Below are 13416 nucleotides of genomic sequence, written 5' to 3'. Positions count from 1 at the left end.
TTACTTCCTGTAAATTAAATATTCTTTAGCCAATTCTATATAGCGTTTTTTGGCTTCGTCCTGAGTTATGTCTTCAACTTGAAAAAGGGCGTTAGTCTTGAAGGCATTGATGATGGCCTTACTGCTATTAGGACGCGAATAATCGTTAGTTGCCCTCTTGTAAAATGCATATAGTTTTAAAAGTGTGTCAGCAGGAAAGGGTTCCTTGTGGTTGCTTATACTCTCCACAGCGGTTTTGAATTCTTTATCTAATGCGTCTTTTTTATTCATCTTAAAGTTCTGCAATGATAGTCTCACCGCCTCTTACTTTTTGATCTAGTTTTACTTTTAGTTTGGTGTCCAAAGGTAAAAATAAATCTACTCTCGAACCAAATTTAATGAACCCAGCATCACTTCCCTGGACTACATTCATGTCTTTTTTAGCGTAATTCACAATTCTTCGAGCCAGTGCTCCAGCAATTTGTCGGTAAAGAACTTTACCAATCTTTTGGTTCTCTACCACAACTGTGGTGCGCTCATTTTCTTCACTAGACTTTGGGTGCCAAGCGACTAGATATTTGCCTGGATGATATTTGCTAAACACTACTTTTCCGCCTACCGGGTAACGGGTTACGTGAACATTTATAGGGGACATAAAAATGCTCACTTGCAGTCTTTTATCTTTGAAGTATTCAGGCTCTTCGACCTCTTCGATAACCACAACTTTGCCATCAACAGGTGATACAACATGTATATCGTTGTGCTGTGTATGCCGCTTCGGATTTCTGAAAAATTGAAGAATCAATATAAAGAAAACCAGTAAGCCAATCTGTAGAGTTTTGATTAACCAGGGTATTTCTATAAAATCAATTAATAAAAATAACCCACCTACAAGTATCAGGCTTATAAAAATAATTTTTTGACCTTCTTTATGAAACATAATTTAAAATTCTTAAAAATAAATAGATAAATGGTGCTACAAATATAGCGCTGTCAAGGCGGTCTAACAAACCGCCATGTCCGGGTATTAGTGTTCCGCTGTCTTTAACTTCTGCTTGACGTTTGTATTTTGATTCAATCAAATCTCCAATAGTTCCAAACACACTTACGATTACACTTAGAATCAACCATTTTGAAAAAAGGAGATTATCAGTGAGTTTGAAAATAATATAGCTACCAATGGCGGAAAAGAATACCCCAGCTAAAAATCCTTCAACTGTTTTTTTTGGCGAAACACTTTCAAATAATTTTTGTCTTCCAAAGTTTTTTCCAATCAAATATGCAAAACTGTCATTGATCCATATAAGTGCAAATATTCCAATTATATTTTCAGGGCTATATTGACCAAAATTAATGGCGATGAGTAGTAAAAATAAAATCCCTGTACTTATATAAAATGTAGTATTAATATATCGATTCGTAAGAAGTTTTGGTAAGCTTTTCTTCGAAAATAAATCACGAATTAAAAAAAGTAATACAAAAACACTGACCACATGAAGAATTTGTGTAGCTTCATCTAAACTATTGTTATTTTCGGTGAGGATGTCCCAAAAAGCCAAAACACCATACAATATGGAAAACATTGCATAAGATATATTGTTGCGTTGCTCTATAAGTAGATTGAATTCTTTCAGACAGATTATTCCAAAAACAAAAAAGAGCGCTGTAAGTGCGTATTGGTGTTGTGCAGACACCACCAGAATGATAACAAATAATGCCCCGAATATTAATCTTTTACTAAGTTCCTTCAAAATAAGTGTTATAAATCTTCTAAAAGCAGCAGGTATAAGTTTTTTGAGCTGCTTCCATAGCTTAAAAAATTATCGTCTTCAATAACCTTAAAATGCTTTATTGTTGTGATATTTGTAGGAATATTTTTTTTGTTTTTGGCTTTTATACCATGAAGCCCTTCTCCAATGGTTTGAACGATTTGGCTTGTGGTTGCAAAGACAACAAAATTCTTTGGTAACTCATTTAATTTTTTTTCAGCGATTTGGTTTGATGAAATCAAAAGGGAGCCATCATTTGCTATTAGATATTCACACGTTGTAAATAAATAATGACCATCTTCAACTTTACTTGTAGTTTTCCAATCAAAATCTTTAAACTTTTCCTTGAGTTTTTTGTTTAAAATCAAGGCCATTTTGTCGGTCCAGTTGTTTTCTTTTAAAATCTGCTGAAGATATTGATGGGCTTCATTTAAGTTTTCACTGTACAGAAATTTACCGCCATTTTCGTTGAATTTTACCGTAAAAGACTCATCGATTGGGAGGTCTTTTTTGGGTAGGAATTTGTTGTCAACCTTTTTTTCTGGTTGTCCCTTGTCAGATTTTGAAATGGAACCAAATATTTTACGAAACACACTCATTTTTTCAAGCCAAATGATGTTGATTAACAGCCTACCAAATATAAAAAATTAAACCCGCGGTTTGTTTAAAATCTCATGATTTTTTTACTCCTCTTCTTCCTTAGCTGTAGTTGATTGCTCTTCGTTCTTAGAATCAAAAGGGCGGCTTCCGAAAATAGCCTCCAAATTATCCTTGAAGATGACTTCGTCTTTAAGTAGTACTTCAGCCAGCTCTACCAGTTTATCTTTATGAGTTTCCAGCAACGCAATTGCGCGTTGGTACTGTTCCTCAACAATATCAGAAATCTCTTTATCGATAAGTTCTGCGGTTTGTTCGCTGTATGGTTTTGTGAAACCGTATTCATTTTGACCTGAGGAGTCGTAATAAGTAAGGTTTCCAATTTTATCGCTTAATCCATAAACTGTAACCATGGCTCTTGCTTGTTTGGTCACTTTTTCTAGATCACTAAGTGCTCCGGTTGATATTTTATCGAAAATTACCTTCTCTGCTGCTCTCCCACCAAGTGCCGCACACATTTCGTCTAGCATTTGTTCTGGGCGGACAATGAGGCGTTCTTCAGGTAAATACCAGGCTGCCCCTAATGAGCGCCCTCTTGGGACGATGGTCACCTTTACTAATGGCGCTGCGTGTTCCAACATCCAACTTACTGTGGCATGCCCTGCTTCGTGAAAGGCAACTGCTTTTTTCTCCTCAGGAGTAATGATTTTATTTTTCTTCTCAAGTCCTCCAATGATTCGGTCTACGGCATCTAGGAAGTCTTGTTTATCAACTGCTTTTTTGTCATTTCTAGCTGCAATTAATGCTGCTTCGTTACAAACATTTGCAATATCAGCACCTGAAAATCCAGGGGTTTGTTTTGAAAGAAAATCGGTATCTAAATCCTTTGCTTTTTTCAATGGTTTTAAATGAACATCAAAAATTTCTTTTCGCTCTCTTATATCGGGTAAGTCTACGTAAATCTGACGATCAAAACGCCCTGCACGCATTAGTGCCTTGTCAAGAACATCAGCCCTATTGGTAGCAGCTAGAACTATGACATTAGTATTAGATCCAAACCCATCCATCTCTGTCAAAAGTTGGTTTAGTGTATTTTCGCGCTCGTCATTAGATCCAGAGAAATTACTTTTCCCACGGGCGCGCCCAATGGCATCAATTTCATCAATAAAGATTATTGAAGGAGATTTTTCTTTTGCTTGTTTAAATAGGTCCCGTACCCTTGACGCACCAACCCCAACAAACATTTCAACAAAATCTGAACCCGATAATGAGAAGAATGGCGCTTTTGCTTCACCTGCTACGGCCTTTGCCAATAAGGTTTTTCCAGTGCCAGGAGGGCCAACAAGTAATGCACCTTTAGGAATTTTACCTCCAAGGGCAGTATATTTTTCAGGATTTTTTAAGAAATCAACAATCTCTTGTACTTCTTCTTTAGCTCCCTCTAGTCCTGCAACGTCCTCAAAAGTAGTTTTGGTTTCAAGTTTTTCATCAAAAAGTTTTGCTTTTGATTTTCCAATATTAAAAATTTGGCCACCACCACCTGGGCCGCCTCCGCCAGACATTCTCCGCATTATGAATATCCAAACTCCAATGATTAGAACAAATGGGATGATGGATAATAAAATATCTCCAAACGCATTAGTTTCAGTTCTAAAATTGAGCTCTGTGCTCAAATCGCGTTCGTCTATAGTGTCTTCTAGTTGTTTTTGGAATAATTGAACATCACCAAATTCAAATCTATAGTTAGGTGAGGTTCCTAGAGGAATAAATTGTTGCCCTTGTGTTTTGCTGTGTATCTCTTTTTTGGAAGCGTTATTTGTAAGATACACCAAAGCTTCACGTTTGTTTACGATTTCAACTTTTTCGACATCCCCATCTTTCAAGAACTTGAAAAATTTTGAAGGCGTTGTAATTTGGCCATTTGAGGCTCCTATACCACCTGAGAAAAAATTAAAGACTATAAATAAACCAATAACGATTCCATAGACCCAATAGGCATTAAATTTAAAAGGTTTAGGATTTTTATCTTTTGACATAAAATATGTTTTAGTAACTTGTTTCTATTTCAGTAATTTTTGCATCTCCCCATAGATTCTCAATGGCATAGTATTCTCTTTTGTGTTTTTGAAATACATGAACCACGATGTTAATGTAGTCCATCAATACCCATTCTGCATTATCTTCTCCCTCAATCTGATAGGGCTTTTCATGAGCGCTTTTACTGACTTTTTTTTGTATAGAATTGACAATTGCATTTACTTGAGTATTAGAGTTTCCGTCGCAAATCACAAAATAATCGCAAACAGAATTTTCTATTGATCTTAAATCTAATATGCTTATGTTTTGGCCTTTGATATCCTCAATCCCAGCTATAATTAAGGTGATGAGTTCATCAGGGTCAGAAATGTGTTTTGTCATAAATTCGTATTACAATGCAAATTTATTGTTTTTTTAGGTCTAATTGCGTTATATTATCTTAATAATATTATAATTTAATTTTAAATTTACACATGCAGATAATCAAACTCAATGCCATTGATTCAACAAATGTATATTTACGTGGCTTGGTGTCCGAAATACCTTTGGAGGACTTCGCTGTGGTTACTGCTGAATATCAATCAAATGGGCGAGGGCAAAGAGCGACTAAATGGGAATCGGAAAAGAGTAAAAACCTGATAATCAGTATTTTAAAAAAAGACATTAGGCTAAAACTTGAAAATCAGTTTATGCTTAATATTATTGTTTCACTTGCTGTTCACAAAACCTTAAAAGCACTTCAAATTCCCAATCTTTCCATCAAATGGCCAAACGACATTTTGTCACGTCAAAACAAAATTGGCGGGATTCTTATTGATTTAGTGACCAAAAAAAATAAAATTGACCATGCCATCATCGGAATTGGCCTCAATGTAAATCAAATTGAATTTGAGCAACTGCCCAAAGCAGCTTCTTTGAAAAAAATAACAGGGATAAATTACGACCTTAATGAGTTGTTACATTATTTAGTTGATAATTTGAAGTATTATTTCAACCAACAAGACCACAATTTACAACGAGAATTATATTCGACTCTATTATTCAGAAAAGGGAAGCCCTCTACTTTTTTGAATCCACAAAACGAGTCATTTTCAGGCATAATTGAAGGGGTCTCCACACATGGCAAATTGATAATTAATACCGAAAAGGGACTACAAGAATTTGATTTAAAGTCAATACAATTGATGTACTAGACTGATAGTGGAATATTTAGAGCAAGAGTTTCAATAAATTTTGTGATTGGGCCTTTAATCATCATGCCCATCATGGGGTTGAAATTTCCAGTGAATTGTAGCTGAACAGTACTTTCATTTTCAGCCAATGCTGTAATATTTGCACTCAGAGAGAAATCCAATTTACCGCCAGCAGCGCCAAGTTTTATAGTATTAGGCGGGTTTTCTTCTTTTTTTTGTAAAATAATTTCAGGCATACCGCTTAAGGCGAAAATAAATTTATCATTATCCATCAACTCAAATTTAGTGATGTTTTCGGGCATTAAAGCCTGGAAGTTTTTTACATCTGAAAGGAAATTAAAAACCTTTTCAGCTGATTTTGAAATATTGATTTTTGGAGATTCTAAATTCATATCAAAATATTATATTGCCCATTGGGCAGGATTTGCATTCCACTTGGATAGAACTTCTACTTCCTTATCGTTGATAAACCCTGTATCGAGGGCTTGCTCTAGAAGGCTTTCATAATTACTTAAGGTGTACAAATCTACCTTTTTTTCTGAAAAATTGTCTTTAGACACCTGAAAGCCATAGCTAAATATAGCAATCATACCCTTTACGTTAGCGCCTGCGCTTTCAAGAGCATCTACGGCGGCTAGACTGCTCTTACCTGTACTTATAAGGTCTTCAATCACAACTACATTCTGTCCCTTATCCAAATGGCCTTCTATTTGGTTTTTACGACCATGTTTCTTGGCTTCTGGCCGCACATATACAAAAGGCAATCCTAGCGCTTCTGCAACCAATGCGCCAATTCCTATGGCACCTGTTGCTACGCCAGCAATGACGTCGGGTTTTCCATAAATACTTTCTAAATTTTTGGCCATCTCATTTTTAATATAATTTCGCATTACAGGGTACGATAGGACCATTCTGTTGTCGCAATAAATTGGAGATTTCCATCCCGATGCCCAGTTGAAAGGATCTTTTGGATTTAGTTTAATGGCATTGATCTGAAGTAAAACCTCAGCGGTTTTCTTTGCAGTATTTTTGTTAAAAATCATGAGTCAAAATTATTAAAAAATACTACATTTACTCCAGTTTAATTTGTTTTTAATTAACAATGCAAAAAATTTTTGTTGGCAATAAGCCCATAATTCTCACTACAAAGGTAGAAGCTGAGACAGATTTCAAAAATTATCTGATCGATTCTGTCGATATTCATAAAATACTTCACAACTTAAAAAAAGAAAAATACAAGTCTATTCGTCTTGTAGGCGATAATGAAAAGCTTTTACTTAAGAAGTTTTTGGAATTGTTACCAAATGTTGTAGCTGGAGGGGGTAAGGTTCTTAATTCTGAGGGTCGTATTTTATTTATTTTTCGTAATGGAAAATGGGATTTACCAAAAGGTAAAGCCGAAAACAAAGAAACTATCGATCAAACGGCTTTAAGAGAAGTTGAAGAAGAAACAGGTGTTGAAGATTTAAAAATCACAAAGCCACTTGAAATTACGTATCATATTTTTAAAAGAAACGATAAATATTTTATAAAAAAAACCTACTGGTTTGAAATGTTTTCAACTTATACTGGCGATTTAAAACCTCAAAAAAATGAAGGTATCACAAAAGTTAAATGGGTAAGTCCAAAAAAACTAATAAAAGTTAGAAAAAATATTTATGCCAACATCGAAGCGCTCATTTAGTAAAGAAAATCTTCATTAGTTCTTTTAATCTTATTTAATCCCTTATTTTTGCCGCTTAATTTTGTAACAAGATGAGAGAATTTATTCGTAAGCGTTCGGCAAATGCAAAAAATGATATTTTAAGTGGTTTAACGGTTGCGCTGGCTTTGGTTCCCGAGGCTGTTGCTTTTGCATTTGTTGCTGGGGTAGATCCTTTGGTGGGCTTGTATGCAGCTTTCATGATTGGTTTGATTACCTCAATTTTTGGTGGTCGACCAGGAATGATTAGTGGTGCAACAGGCGCATTGGCCGTAGTTATGGTGAGCTTGGTGGCTCAAGGCAATGCTATGGGCGAACCTGCGGAAAATTTAGGCTTATATTATTTATTTATCACCGTCATATTGATGGGTTTTATTCAAATTTTTGCTGGTGTATTGAAACTGGGGAAGTTTGTTCGATTAATTCCTCATCCTGTTATGATGGGTTTTGTTAATGGATTGGCCATTGTGATTTTCCTTTCTCAATTAGGAATGTTCAAAACATCTGGTAATGATGGACTTGTTTGGATGCAAGGACAAGAACTTTGGACCATGATAGGGCTAGTTATTCTTACAATGGGTATCATGTTTGGATTGCCAAAACTCACCAAAAAACTTCCTGAAGCCCTAGTTGCTATTCTCGTAGTTTCTAGTCTTGTTATTTTTGGAAATTTAGATGTTGCTACAGTCGGAAGTTTCATTAGAGATGGAGGAGGTGAAGGGTTGAAAGGTGGCCTTCCTGAATTGCAATGGGCTATTTTTGAAGTTATTCCGTTTAATTTTGAAACTCTACGCTTCATTGGTCCTTATGCTGTAATTTTAGCAGCCATTGGCCTTATCGAATCTTTGATGACGCTAAATCTTATTGATGAACTTACAGAAAGCCGAGGAAACTCCAATAAAGAGTGTATAGCTCAGGGCAGTGCCAACGTAATTACTGGACTTTTTGGCGGTATGGGAGGTTGCGCCATGATTGGACAATCGATTATCAACATTAAAGGGGGTGGAAGAGGTCGACTCTCAGGAATTGTTGCTGCATTAGCACTTTTGGCGTTTATTTTATTTGCGTCCAATCTGATAGAGCAAGTACCAATAGCAGCGCTAGTTGGCGTTATGTTCATGGTTGTTATTGGAACATTTGCCTGGTCTAGTTTTAGAATTATGAATAAGATTCCATTCGCTGATGTTGTCGTACTTATTTTGGTTTCAACGGTAACTGTATTTTTCGATTTAGCTATTGCTGTAGTTTCTGGTGTTATCGTTAGTGCGTTGGTTTTTTCTTGGGAAAATGCAAAACGTATTCGAGCGCGAAAGCGGATCAAACCTGACGGCACCAAAACTTATGAAATATGGGGGCCATTATTTTTTGGAAGTATTTCAGCTTTTAATCAAAAATTTGATGTCAAAAACGACCCCGATGCTATAGAGATTGATTTTGTCGAATCTAGAGTCAGTGATCATTCTGCCATTGAAGCAATTTTCAATTTGGTGAATAAGTACAATAGTGCTGGGAAAACAATCAAATTGAAGCATTTAAGTCAAGATTGCAAAGTACTTTTGTACAAATCCAGTCCTCTGTTCAAAGACGTTATTATTGAGGCGATTGATGATCCACGTTATCATTTGGTCGAAAATCCAGAAGCATTTACCAAAGGACTTTCAGAGTATTCGCTGTAAATTATTTAGAGTAAACCGCAGCAGGCACCATTTTTTTATAATCGCCCTGGTAGTGAATGATTTCACGTACAATTGAAGAGGATATAAAGGAGGTTTCTACAGAAGTCAGCAGGAAAACAGTTTCAATATCACCAATGTTTCTATTGGTATGGGCGATGGCTTTTTCAAATTCAAAATCGGCAGGATTTCGAAGGCCTCTTAGAATAAAATCGGCGTTAATTTTTTTACAAAAATCAGTAGTCAAACCCGAATAGGTCATGACTCTTATTTTTGAATTCCCTTCAAATGTATTTTCAATAAAGGATTTGCGTTCTTCTAATGAAAACATATAATCTTTTGCAGAATTTTCGCCAATAGCAACAATCACTTCATCAAAAAGCGTTACCCCACGATGGATAATATCACAATGCCCTAGCGTAATAGGGTCAAATGATCCTGGAAAAATTGCACGTTTCATACGGCAAAGTTAAACATTTTTAGCTAGTGCTTCTTCAATAGCATTTGTAAACAATTCTGATAAGCTAATTCCGGCACAAGCCGCTTGCTGAGGTAGAATACTTTCTTCAGTCAATCCCGGGACGGTATTCATTTCTAAAAAATAGGGCGTATCGTCTTTAAAAATAAATTCACTTCTAGTAAAACCATCCATTTTTAGAATTTCATAAATGGATTTGGCCATCGTTCGTACATTCTCCTCTTGTTTTTTGGAAATACGTGCTGGTGTGATTTCTTCTGATTTTCCTAAATATTTGGCTTCGTAATCAAAAAAATCATTTTCTGAAACAATTTCGGTGATGGGCAAAACTATCAATTCGCCCTTATAACGAAGCACACCCACAGAAACTTCCGTTCCGTCCAAAAACGACTCAATAATCAATTCATCGTCATGTTCAAAAGCAATATCTATTGCCGATTGAAGATCTTCTATTTGATGCACTTTAGTGACCCCAAAACTACTTCCAGCACGATTAGCTTTTACAAAACAGGGGAGTCCAACACGATCAATAATTTCTTTAGCATTAACGCTATCACCCTTGTTCAGGGCATAGGAAATCGCTGTAGGAACATCATATGCTTTCAAAACATTGAGGCAATCACGTTTATTGAACGTAAGTGCGGCTTGATACATCCCACAACTGCTGTGTGGAATGTCCAACAATTCAAAATACGCTTGCATAAATCCATCTTCACCCGGCGCACCATGAATGGCATTAAACACACAATCGAAATGAATAATTTCGCCATTAATGGCAACAGAAAAATCACTCATATTTATGGGGAATTCTTCTCCGTTGGGAGCCATATATACCCATTTTTCTTTAGAAATATGAATGCAATATGCGGCATAGATTTCTTTTGGAAGATGCTGAAAAACTACCTGTCCACTTTTAAGTGAAATGGCGGCTTCGCTGGAAAATCCACCCATGATGATGGCAATGTTGTGTTTCATCCTTTTAATTTGTAGTGTAAAAATATCATTTTTTGTGGATATGAATTTTTATTTTTTAAAATAAACCATTAGGATCACTAACGATGGTTCCAATTTCTCTCAAAAAAATGTTTAGCTTTGCTAAAATTAGACCCATGAATTTTTTCAGATTTTTATTCAGTACATCGATAATCAAACAACTTTGTTTGGCTATTGTGGCCTGTATTATTTTTTCATTTTTGACCCTCAAATGGTTAAAATCCTACACCAACCATGGCACATTTGTAGAAGTCCCAAATTTGGTTGGCTTATCATTGGATGATGCCGAAACAACTCTACAAAATTTTGACCTTAGAACACAAGTTCAAGATTCTTCAAATTACAATCCAAAATACCCTTCGGGAGCTGTAATAGAACAAGAGCCATTGGCCGGCGAAAAAGTCAAAGAAAATAGAAAAATATATTTGATTTTAAACCCATCAGATTATAGAAAAGTTATTATTCCTGACGTTATTCGCAGTACATTACGTCAAACACGCCCTACTTTAGAAGCACTTGGTTTTAGAATTGGAAAATTGATTTATGTTGATGATCTCGGTAGAGATGAAGTCCTTGAACTGCGTTTTAGAGGTCAAAAAATTAATGCTGGGGACTTGATTAAGAAAACTTCAGCTATTGACCTTGTATTAGGAAATGGAAATCGAAAGTTAAATTAATGGACTACCCGCTAGATCAATCAGAGCAAAATGAAGAATTGCACGAGCATTATGCTTTTACCGTCGACAAAGGGCAACAACCGTTGCGCATAGATAAATATTTGATGAATTTTGTCGAAAATGCGACAAGAAATAAAATTCAGGCTGCTGCAAAATCGGGACATATATTTGTCAATGATGCGGTTGTGAAATCTAACTACAAGGTCAAGCCTCATGACCTCATACGGGTATTATTTGAACATCCTCCACACGAACATTTATTGGTTCCAGAAGATATTCCTTTGGATATTGTTTATGAAGATAATGAACTCTTGGTTGTCAACAAACCTGCGGGGATGGTCGTTCATCCTGGCCATGGTAATTATTCAGGCACACTCATCAATGCTTTGCTTTTTCATTTTGAGCATTTACCCAACAATAGCAGCAACCGTCCAGGATTAGTTCACCGTATCGATAAAGACACAAGTGGACTACTTGTGGTGGCCAAAACAGAACAGGCCATGACCCACCTTTCTGCTCAATTCAAAGCCAAAACGAGTAAACGATCATATACGGCCTTGGTCTGGGGAAATATGGAAGAAGACAAGGGAACTATAGAAGGCCATATAGGGCGTCATCCTAAAAACAGACTTCAAAATACTGTTTTTTTGGGCGATGAGGCCGATAAAGGAAAGCCCGCCATTACACATTTTGAAGTTATTGAGCGTTTGGGGTATGTGACCCTTGTACGCTGTACACTCGAAACAGGACGTACCCATCAAATTCGTGTTCATATGAAGCATATTGGTCACACCCTTTTTAATGATGAGCGCTATGGGGGCGAAAAAATATTGAAAGGCACGACCTTTACCAAATACAAGCAATTTGTAGATAATTGTTTTAAAGTGCTTCCCCGTCAAGCGCTACATGCCGAAACACTTGGTTTTATTCATCCAAAGACCAATGAACAGATGTCTTTCTCTTGCAATCTCCCATCAGATATAGGAGACTGTATAGAAAAATGGCGTGCTTATGCCAAACACGCACAGTAGTTTTTCATTGATTTTATTGATTGCAATATCAAAAAGATTAAAGTTAAACTTTTTTATCTTTAAGTTTTTGTAAGTATTTTTGAGTGTAAATATCAAATGTTATGAAACTCGTCATCTCACCCGCCAAGTCACTCAATTACGATAGTAAATTGCCTACGGGCTTTAGTTCGGAGAGTTGTTTTTTGAATGAAGCTAAAGAGCTGAACACACTCCTCAAAAAAAAATCTCCAAAAGCTCTATCAGAACTTATGCATATTTCACCTAAACTTGGAGCGCTTAACTATGAACGCAACCAAAATTGGTCACTGCCTTTTAGTTCTGAAAATGCACGTCAGGCCATTTATGCGTTTGATGGCGATGTTTATCGCGGTTTGGATGCGTATTCCATTTCTGAAGAAAAATTAGATATTTTACAAGATACGGTTCGGATAATTTCTGGGCTCTATGGACTGCTTAAACCTTTGGATTTGATTCAACCTTACCGTTTGGAAATGGGCACAAAATTTCCTTTTGGAAAAAATAAAAACCTTTATGAGTTTTGGCGAAAGAAAATCACAACAGCCCTGAATGATGAGCTGTATGAGGATGAGCTTTTAGTCAATTTAGCCAGTCAAGAATATTTTAAAGCCATTGATGCGAAAGCTCTTAAAACGCCTTTAATTCATGTTGATTTTAAGGAGTTTAAAAATGGTCAATTCAAAACCATTGCCATTTTTTCTAAACGCGCTCGTGGACTAATGACGCGTTACATTATCGACTCGAATGCACAAACTGCTGAAGAGCTAAAAAGCTTTAATATTGACCGCTATGCTTATGACGCTAACCTTTCCTCAGATCATAAATTGGTCTTTACACGTTAAGGTTCAAAGCGAACAGGGATTTTAAAAGATAGTTTTTCTCCTGCTTCACTACCATCCCCAACTCCTGAATAGTTGTGAATGGTTAGATATCCCCTTTTGTTTTCTTTTGAATTAAACTCCAATACCGTTTGAAATAGAATTGAACCCGATTTCATCCAATCCTCGGAGGTACTCAAAATTCCTATTGCCAATTCATTCCCCTGTTGATCTATCAGTTGTACATGGTCCAACTCTCCTTCATGAGCATGCCAAACCCCCATAGAATTTACGCTGAGGTGTAAAGGCGATTTTACAACTTCATGAGGGTTGATACTCACTGTTGGACGTAGTGGATTTGTGGTTTTACAAGATAAAAACACACAGAGTGTTAGTAGTTTTAATGCATTAAGATTCATTGTTTATTAAATTTGGGTGTGCTCGAAATTAA

General features: G+C 36.2%; 17 protein-coding genes. 6 read left to right on the top strand and 11 right to left on the bottom strand.

All coding sequences use genetic code 11. The features are described 5' to 3' along the window. The 6 genes from FORMA_RS03105 to rsfS form a co-directional block, all read right to left on the bottom strand. Positions 1 to 270: an acyl-CoA-binding protein gene (locus FORMA_RS03105; protein WP_069674276.1), complete on the bottom strand. Its 270-nt coding sequence runs from the start codon at positions 268 to 270 to the stop codon at positions 1 to 3. Between the two features lies 1 nt (position 271). Further along, positions 272 to 919, bottom strand: coding sequence for a phosphatidylserine decarboxylase family protein (locus FORMA_RS03100; RefSeq protein ID WP_069674275.1), 648 nt, complete (start codon positions 917 to 919; stop codon positions 272 to 274). Beyond that, a complete protein-coding gene (locus FORMA_RS03095) occupies positions 909 to 1730 on the bottom strand; it encodes a phosphatidate cytidylyltransferase (protein WP_069674274.1) in 822 nt (273 codons plus the stop codon). The genes FORMA_RS03100 and FORMA_RS03095 overlap by 11 nt, the downstream gene beginning before the upstream one ends. Before the next feature lie 8 nt (positions 1731 to 1738). Then, positions 1739 to 2347 carry an LUD domain-containing protein gene (locus FORMA_RS03090; protein ID WP_069674273.1) on the bottom strand — a complete coding sequence of 203 codons (609 nt, stop codon included), beginning with the start codon at positions 2345 to 2347 and terminating at the stop codon, positions 1739 to 1741. 84 nt (positions 2348 to 2431) lie between these two features. Continuing rightward, positions 2432 to 4381, bottom strand: coding sequence for an ATP-dependent zinc metalloprotease FtsH (ftsH, locus tag FORMA_RS03085; protein WP_069674272.1), 1950 nt, complete (start codon positions 4379 to 4381; stop codon positions 2432 to 2434). Between the two features lie 10 nt (positions 4382 to 4391). Further along, entirely contained in the window at positions 4392 to 4763 is a 372-nt protein-coding gene (gene rsfS, locus FORMA_RS03080; protein ID WP_069674271.1) for a ribosome silencing factor, read from the bottom strand. A gap of 92 nt (positions 4764 to 4855) precedes the next feature. On the opposite strand from rsfS, the gene FORMA_RS03075 reads away from it, so the two are divergent. After that, positions 4856 to 5575 carry a biotin--[acetyl-CoA-carboxylase] ligase gene (locus tag FORMA_RS03075; RefSeq protein ID WP_069674270.1) on the top strand — a complete coding sequence of 240 codons (720 nt, stop codon included), beginning with the start codon at positions 4856 to 4858 and terminating at the stop codon, positions 5573 to 5575. Here the strand turns inward: FORMA_RS03075 and FORMA_RS03070 are convergent. After that, positions 5572 to 5967: an orotate phosphoribosyltransferase gene (locus FORMA_RS03070; RefSeq protein ID WP_069674269.1), complete on the bottom strand. Its 396-nt coding sequence runs from the start codon at positions 5965 to 5967 to the stop codon at positions 5572 to 5574. The two genes, FORMA_RS03075 and FORMA_RS03070, sit on opposite strands and share 4 nt — an antisense overlap. A 9-nt stretch (positions 5968 to 5976) precedes the next feature. Further along, positions 5977 to 6618, bottom strand: a complete 642-nt coding sequence (gene pyrE, locus FORMA_RS03065; protein ID WP_069674268.1) for an orotate phosphoribosyltransferase — start codon at positions 6616 to 6618, stop codon at positions 5977 to 5979. Positions 6619 to 6677: 59 nt separating this feature from the next. Here pyrE and FORMA_RS03060 point away from each other — a divergent pair, with 59 nt between their 5' ends. Both FORMA_RS03060 and FORMA_RS03055 read left to right on the top strand, forming a co-directional pair. Then, complete coding sequence (locus tag FORMA_RS03060) at positions 6678 to 7259, top strand: NUDIX hydrolase (protein WP_069674267.1); 582 nt, start codon at positions 6678 to 6680, stop codon at positions 7257 to 7259. 71 nt (positions 7260 to 7330) lie between these two features. Beyond that, positions 7331 to 8953: a SulP family inorganic anion transporter gene (locus FORMA_RS03055; RefSeq protein WP_069674266.1), complete on the top strand. Its 1623-nt coding sequence runs from the start codon at positions 7331 to 7333 to the stop codon at positions 8951 to 8953. 1 nt (position 8954) lies between these two features. On the opposite strand, the gene coaD is transcribed toward FORMA_RS03055, so the two are convergent. Next, the gene (gene coaD, locus FORMA_RS03050; protein WP_069674265.1) at positions 8955 to 9410 is read right to left on the bottom strand and encodes a pantetheine-phosphate adenylyltransferase; all 456 of its coding nucleotides are present in this window, start codon (positions 9408 to 9410) and stop codon (positions 8955 to 8957) included. Positions 9411 to 9419: 9 nt separating this feature from the next. Beyond that, complete coding sequence (locus FORMA_RS03045; RefSeq protein ID WP_069674264.1) at positions 9420 to 10403, bottom strand: D-alanine--D-alanine ligase; 984 nt, start codon at positions 10401 to 10403, stop codon at positions 9420 to 9422. 134 nt (positions 10404 to 10537) lie between these two features. Here FORMA_RS03045 and FORMA_RS03040 point away from each other — a divergent pair, with 134 nt between their 5' ends. From FORMA_RS03040 to yaaA, 3 genes are all read left to right on the top strand, one after another. Continuing rightward, on the top strand, positions 10538 to 11098 hold the full coding sequence (locus FORMA_RS03040) for a PASTA domain-containing protein (protein ID WP_069675426.1): 561 nt from the start codon (positions 10538 to 10540) through the stop codon (positions 11096 to 11098). Further along, complete coding sequence (locus tag FORMA_RS03035) at positions 11098 to 12129, top strand: RluA family pseudouridine synthase (RefSeq protein WP_069674263.1); 1032 nt, start codon at positions 11098 to 11100, stop codon at positions 12127 to 12129. The genes FORMA_RS03040 and FORMA_RS03035 overlap by 1 nt, the downstream gene beginning before the upstream one ends. 101 nt (positions 12130 to 12230) lie before the next feature. Next, positions 12231 to 12989, top strand: coding sequence for a peroxide stress protein YaaA (gene yaaA, locus FORMA_RS03030; protein WP_069674262.1), 759 nt, complete (start codon positions 12231 to 12233; stop codon positions 12987 to 12989). Here yaaA and FORMA_RS03025 read toward each other — a convergent pair. After that, positions 12986 to 13384: a hypothetical protein gene (locus FORMA_RS03025; RefSeq protein WP_069674261.1), complete on the bottom strand. Its 399-nt coding sequence runs from the start codon at positions 13382 to 13384 to the stop codon at positions 12986 to 12988. The genes yaaA and FORMA_RS03025 overlap by 4 nt on opposite strands. Between the last annotated feature and the right edge of the window lie 32 nt (positions 13385 to 13416).

This window comes from Formosa sp. Hel3_A1_48, assembly GCF_001735715.1.
In the GTDB taxonomy this organism is placed as follows: Bacteria; Bacteroidota; Bacteroidia; order Flavobacteriales; family Flavobacteriaceae; genus UBA3537.
The sequence above is the reverse complement of the archived record's forward strand: the minus strand, read 5'-3'. Positions and strand labels throughout refer to the sequence as shown.

Coding starts and splice junctions, on each gene's coding strand:
- FORMA_RS03105 (WP_069674276.1), bottom strand. CDS start 270: ATGAATAAAAAAGACGCATTAGATAAAGAATTCAAAACCGCTGTGGAG.
- FORMA_RS03100 (WP_069674275.1), bottom strand. CDS start 919: ATGTTTCATAAAGAAGGTCAAAAAATTATTTTTATAAGCCTGATACTT.
- FORMA_RS03090 (WP_069674273.1), bottom strand. CDS start 2,347: ATGAGTGTGTTTCGTAAAATATTTGGTTCCATTTCAAAATCTGACAAG.
- ftsH (WP_069674272.1), bottom strand. CDS start 4,381: ATGTCAAAAGATAAAAATCCTAAACCTTTTAAATTTAATGCCTATTGG.
- rsfS (WP_069674271.1), bottom strand. CDS start 4,763: ATGACAAAACACATTTCTGACCCTGATGAACTCATCACCTTAATTATA.
- FORMA_RS03075 (WP_069674270.1), top strand. CDS start 4,856: ATGCAGATAATCAAACTCAATGCCATTGATTCAACAAATGTATATTTA.
- FORMA_RS03070 (WP_069674269.1), bottom strand. CDS start 5,967: ATGAATTTAGAATCTCCAAAAATCAATATTTCAAAATCAGCTGAAAAG.
- pyrE (WP_069674268.1), bottom strand. CDS start 6,618: ATGATTTTTAACAAAAATACTGCAAAGAAAACCGCTGAGGTTTTACTT.
- FORMA_RS03060 (WP_069674267.1), top strand. CDS start 6,678: ATGCAAAAAATTTTTGTTGGCAATAAGCCCATAATTCTCACTACAAAG.
- FORMA_RS03055 (WP_069674266.1), top strand. CDS start 7,331: ATGAGAGAATTTATTCGTAAGCGTTCGGCAAATGCAAAAAATGATATT.
- coaD (WP_069674265.1), bottom strand. CDS start 9,410: ATGAAACGTGCAATTTTTCCAGGATCATTTGACCCTATTACGCTAGGG.
- FORMA_RS03045 (WP_069674264.1), bottom strand. CDS start 10,403: ATGAAACACAACATTGCCATCATCATGGGTGGATTTTCCAGCGAAGCC.
- FORMA_RS03040 (WP_069675426.1), top strand. CDS start 10,538: ATGAATTTTTTCAGATTTTTATTCAGTACATCGATAATCAAACAACTT.
- FORMA_RS03035 (WP_069674263.1), top strand. CDS start 11,098: ATGGACTACCCGCTAGATCAATCAGAGCAAAATGAAGAATTGCACGAG.
- yaaA (WP_069674262.1), top strand. CDS start 12,231: ATGAAACTCGTCATCTCACCCGCCAAGTCACTCAATTACGATAGTAAA.
- FORMA_RS03025 (WP_069674261.1), bottom strand. CDS start 13,384: ATGAATCTTAATGCATTAAAACTACTAACACTCTGTGTGTTTTTATCT.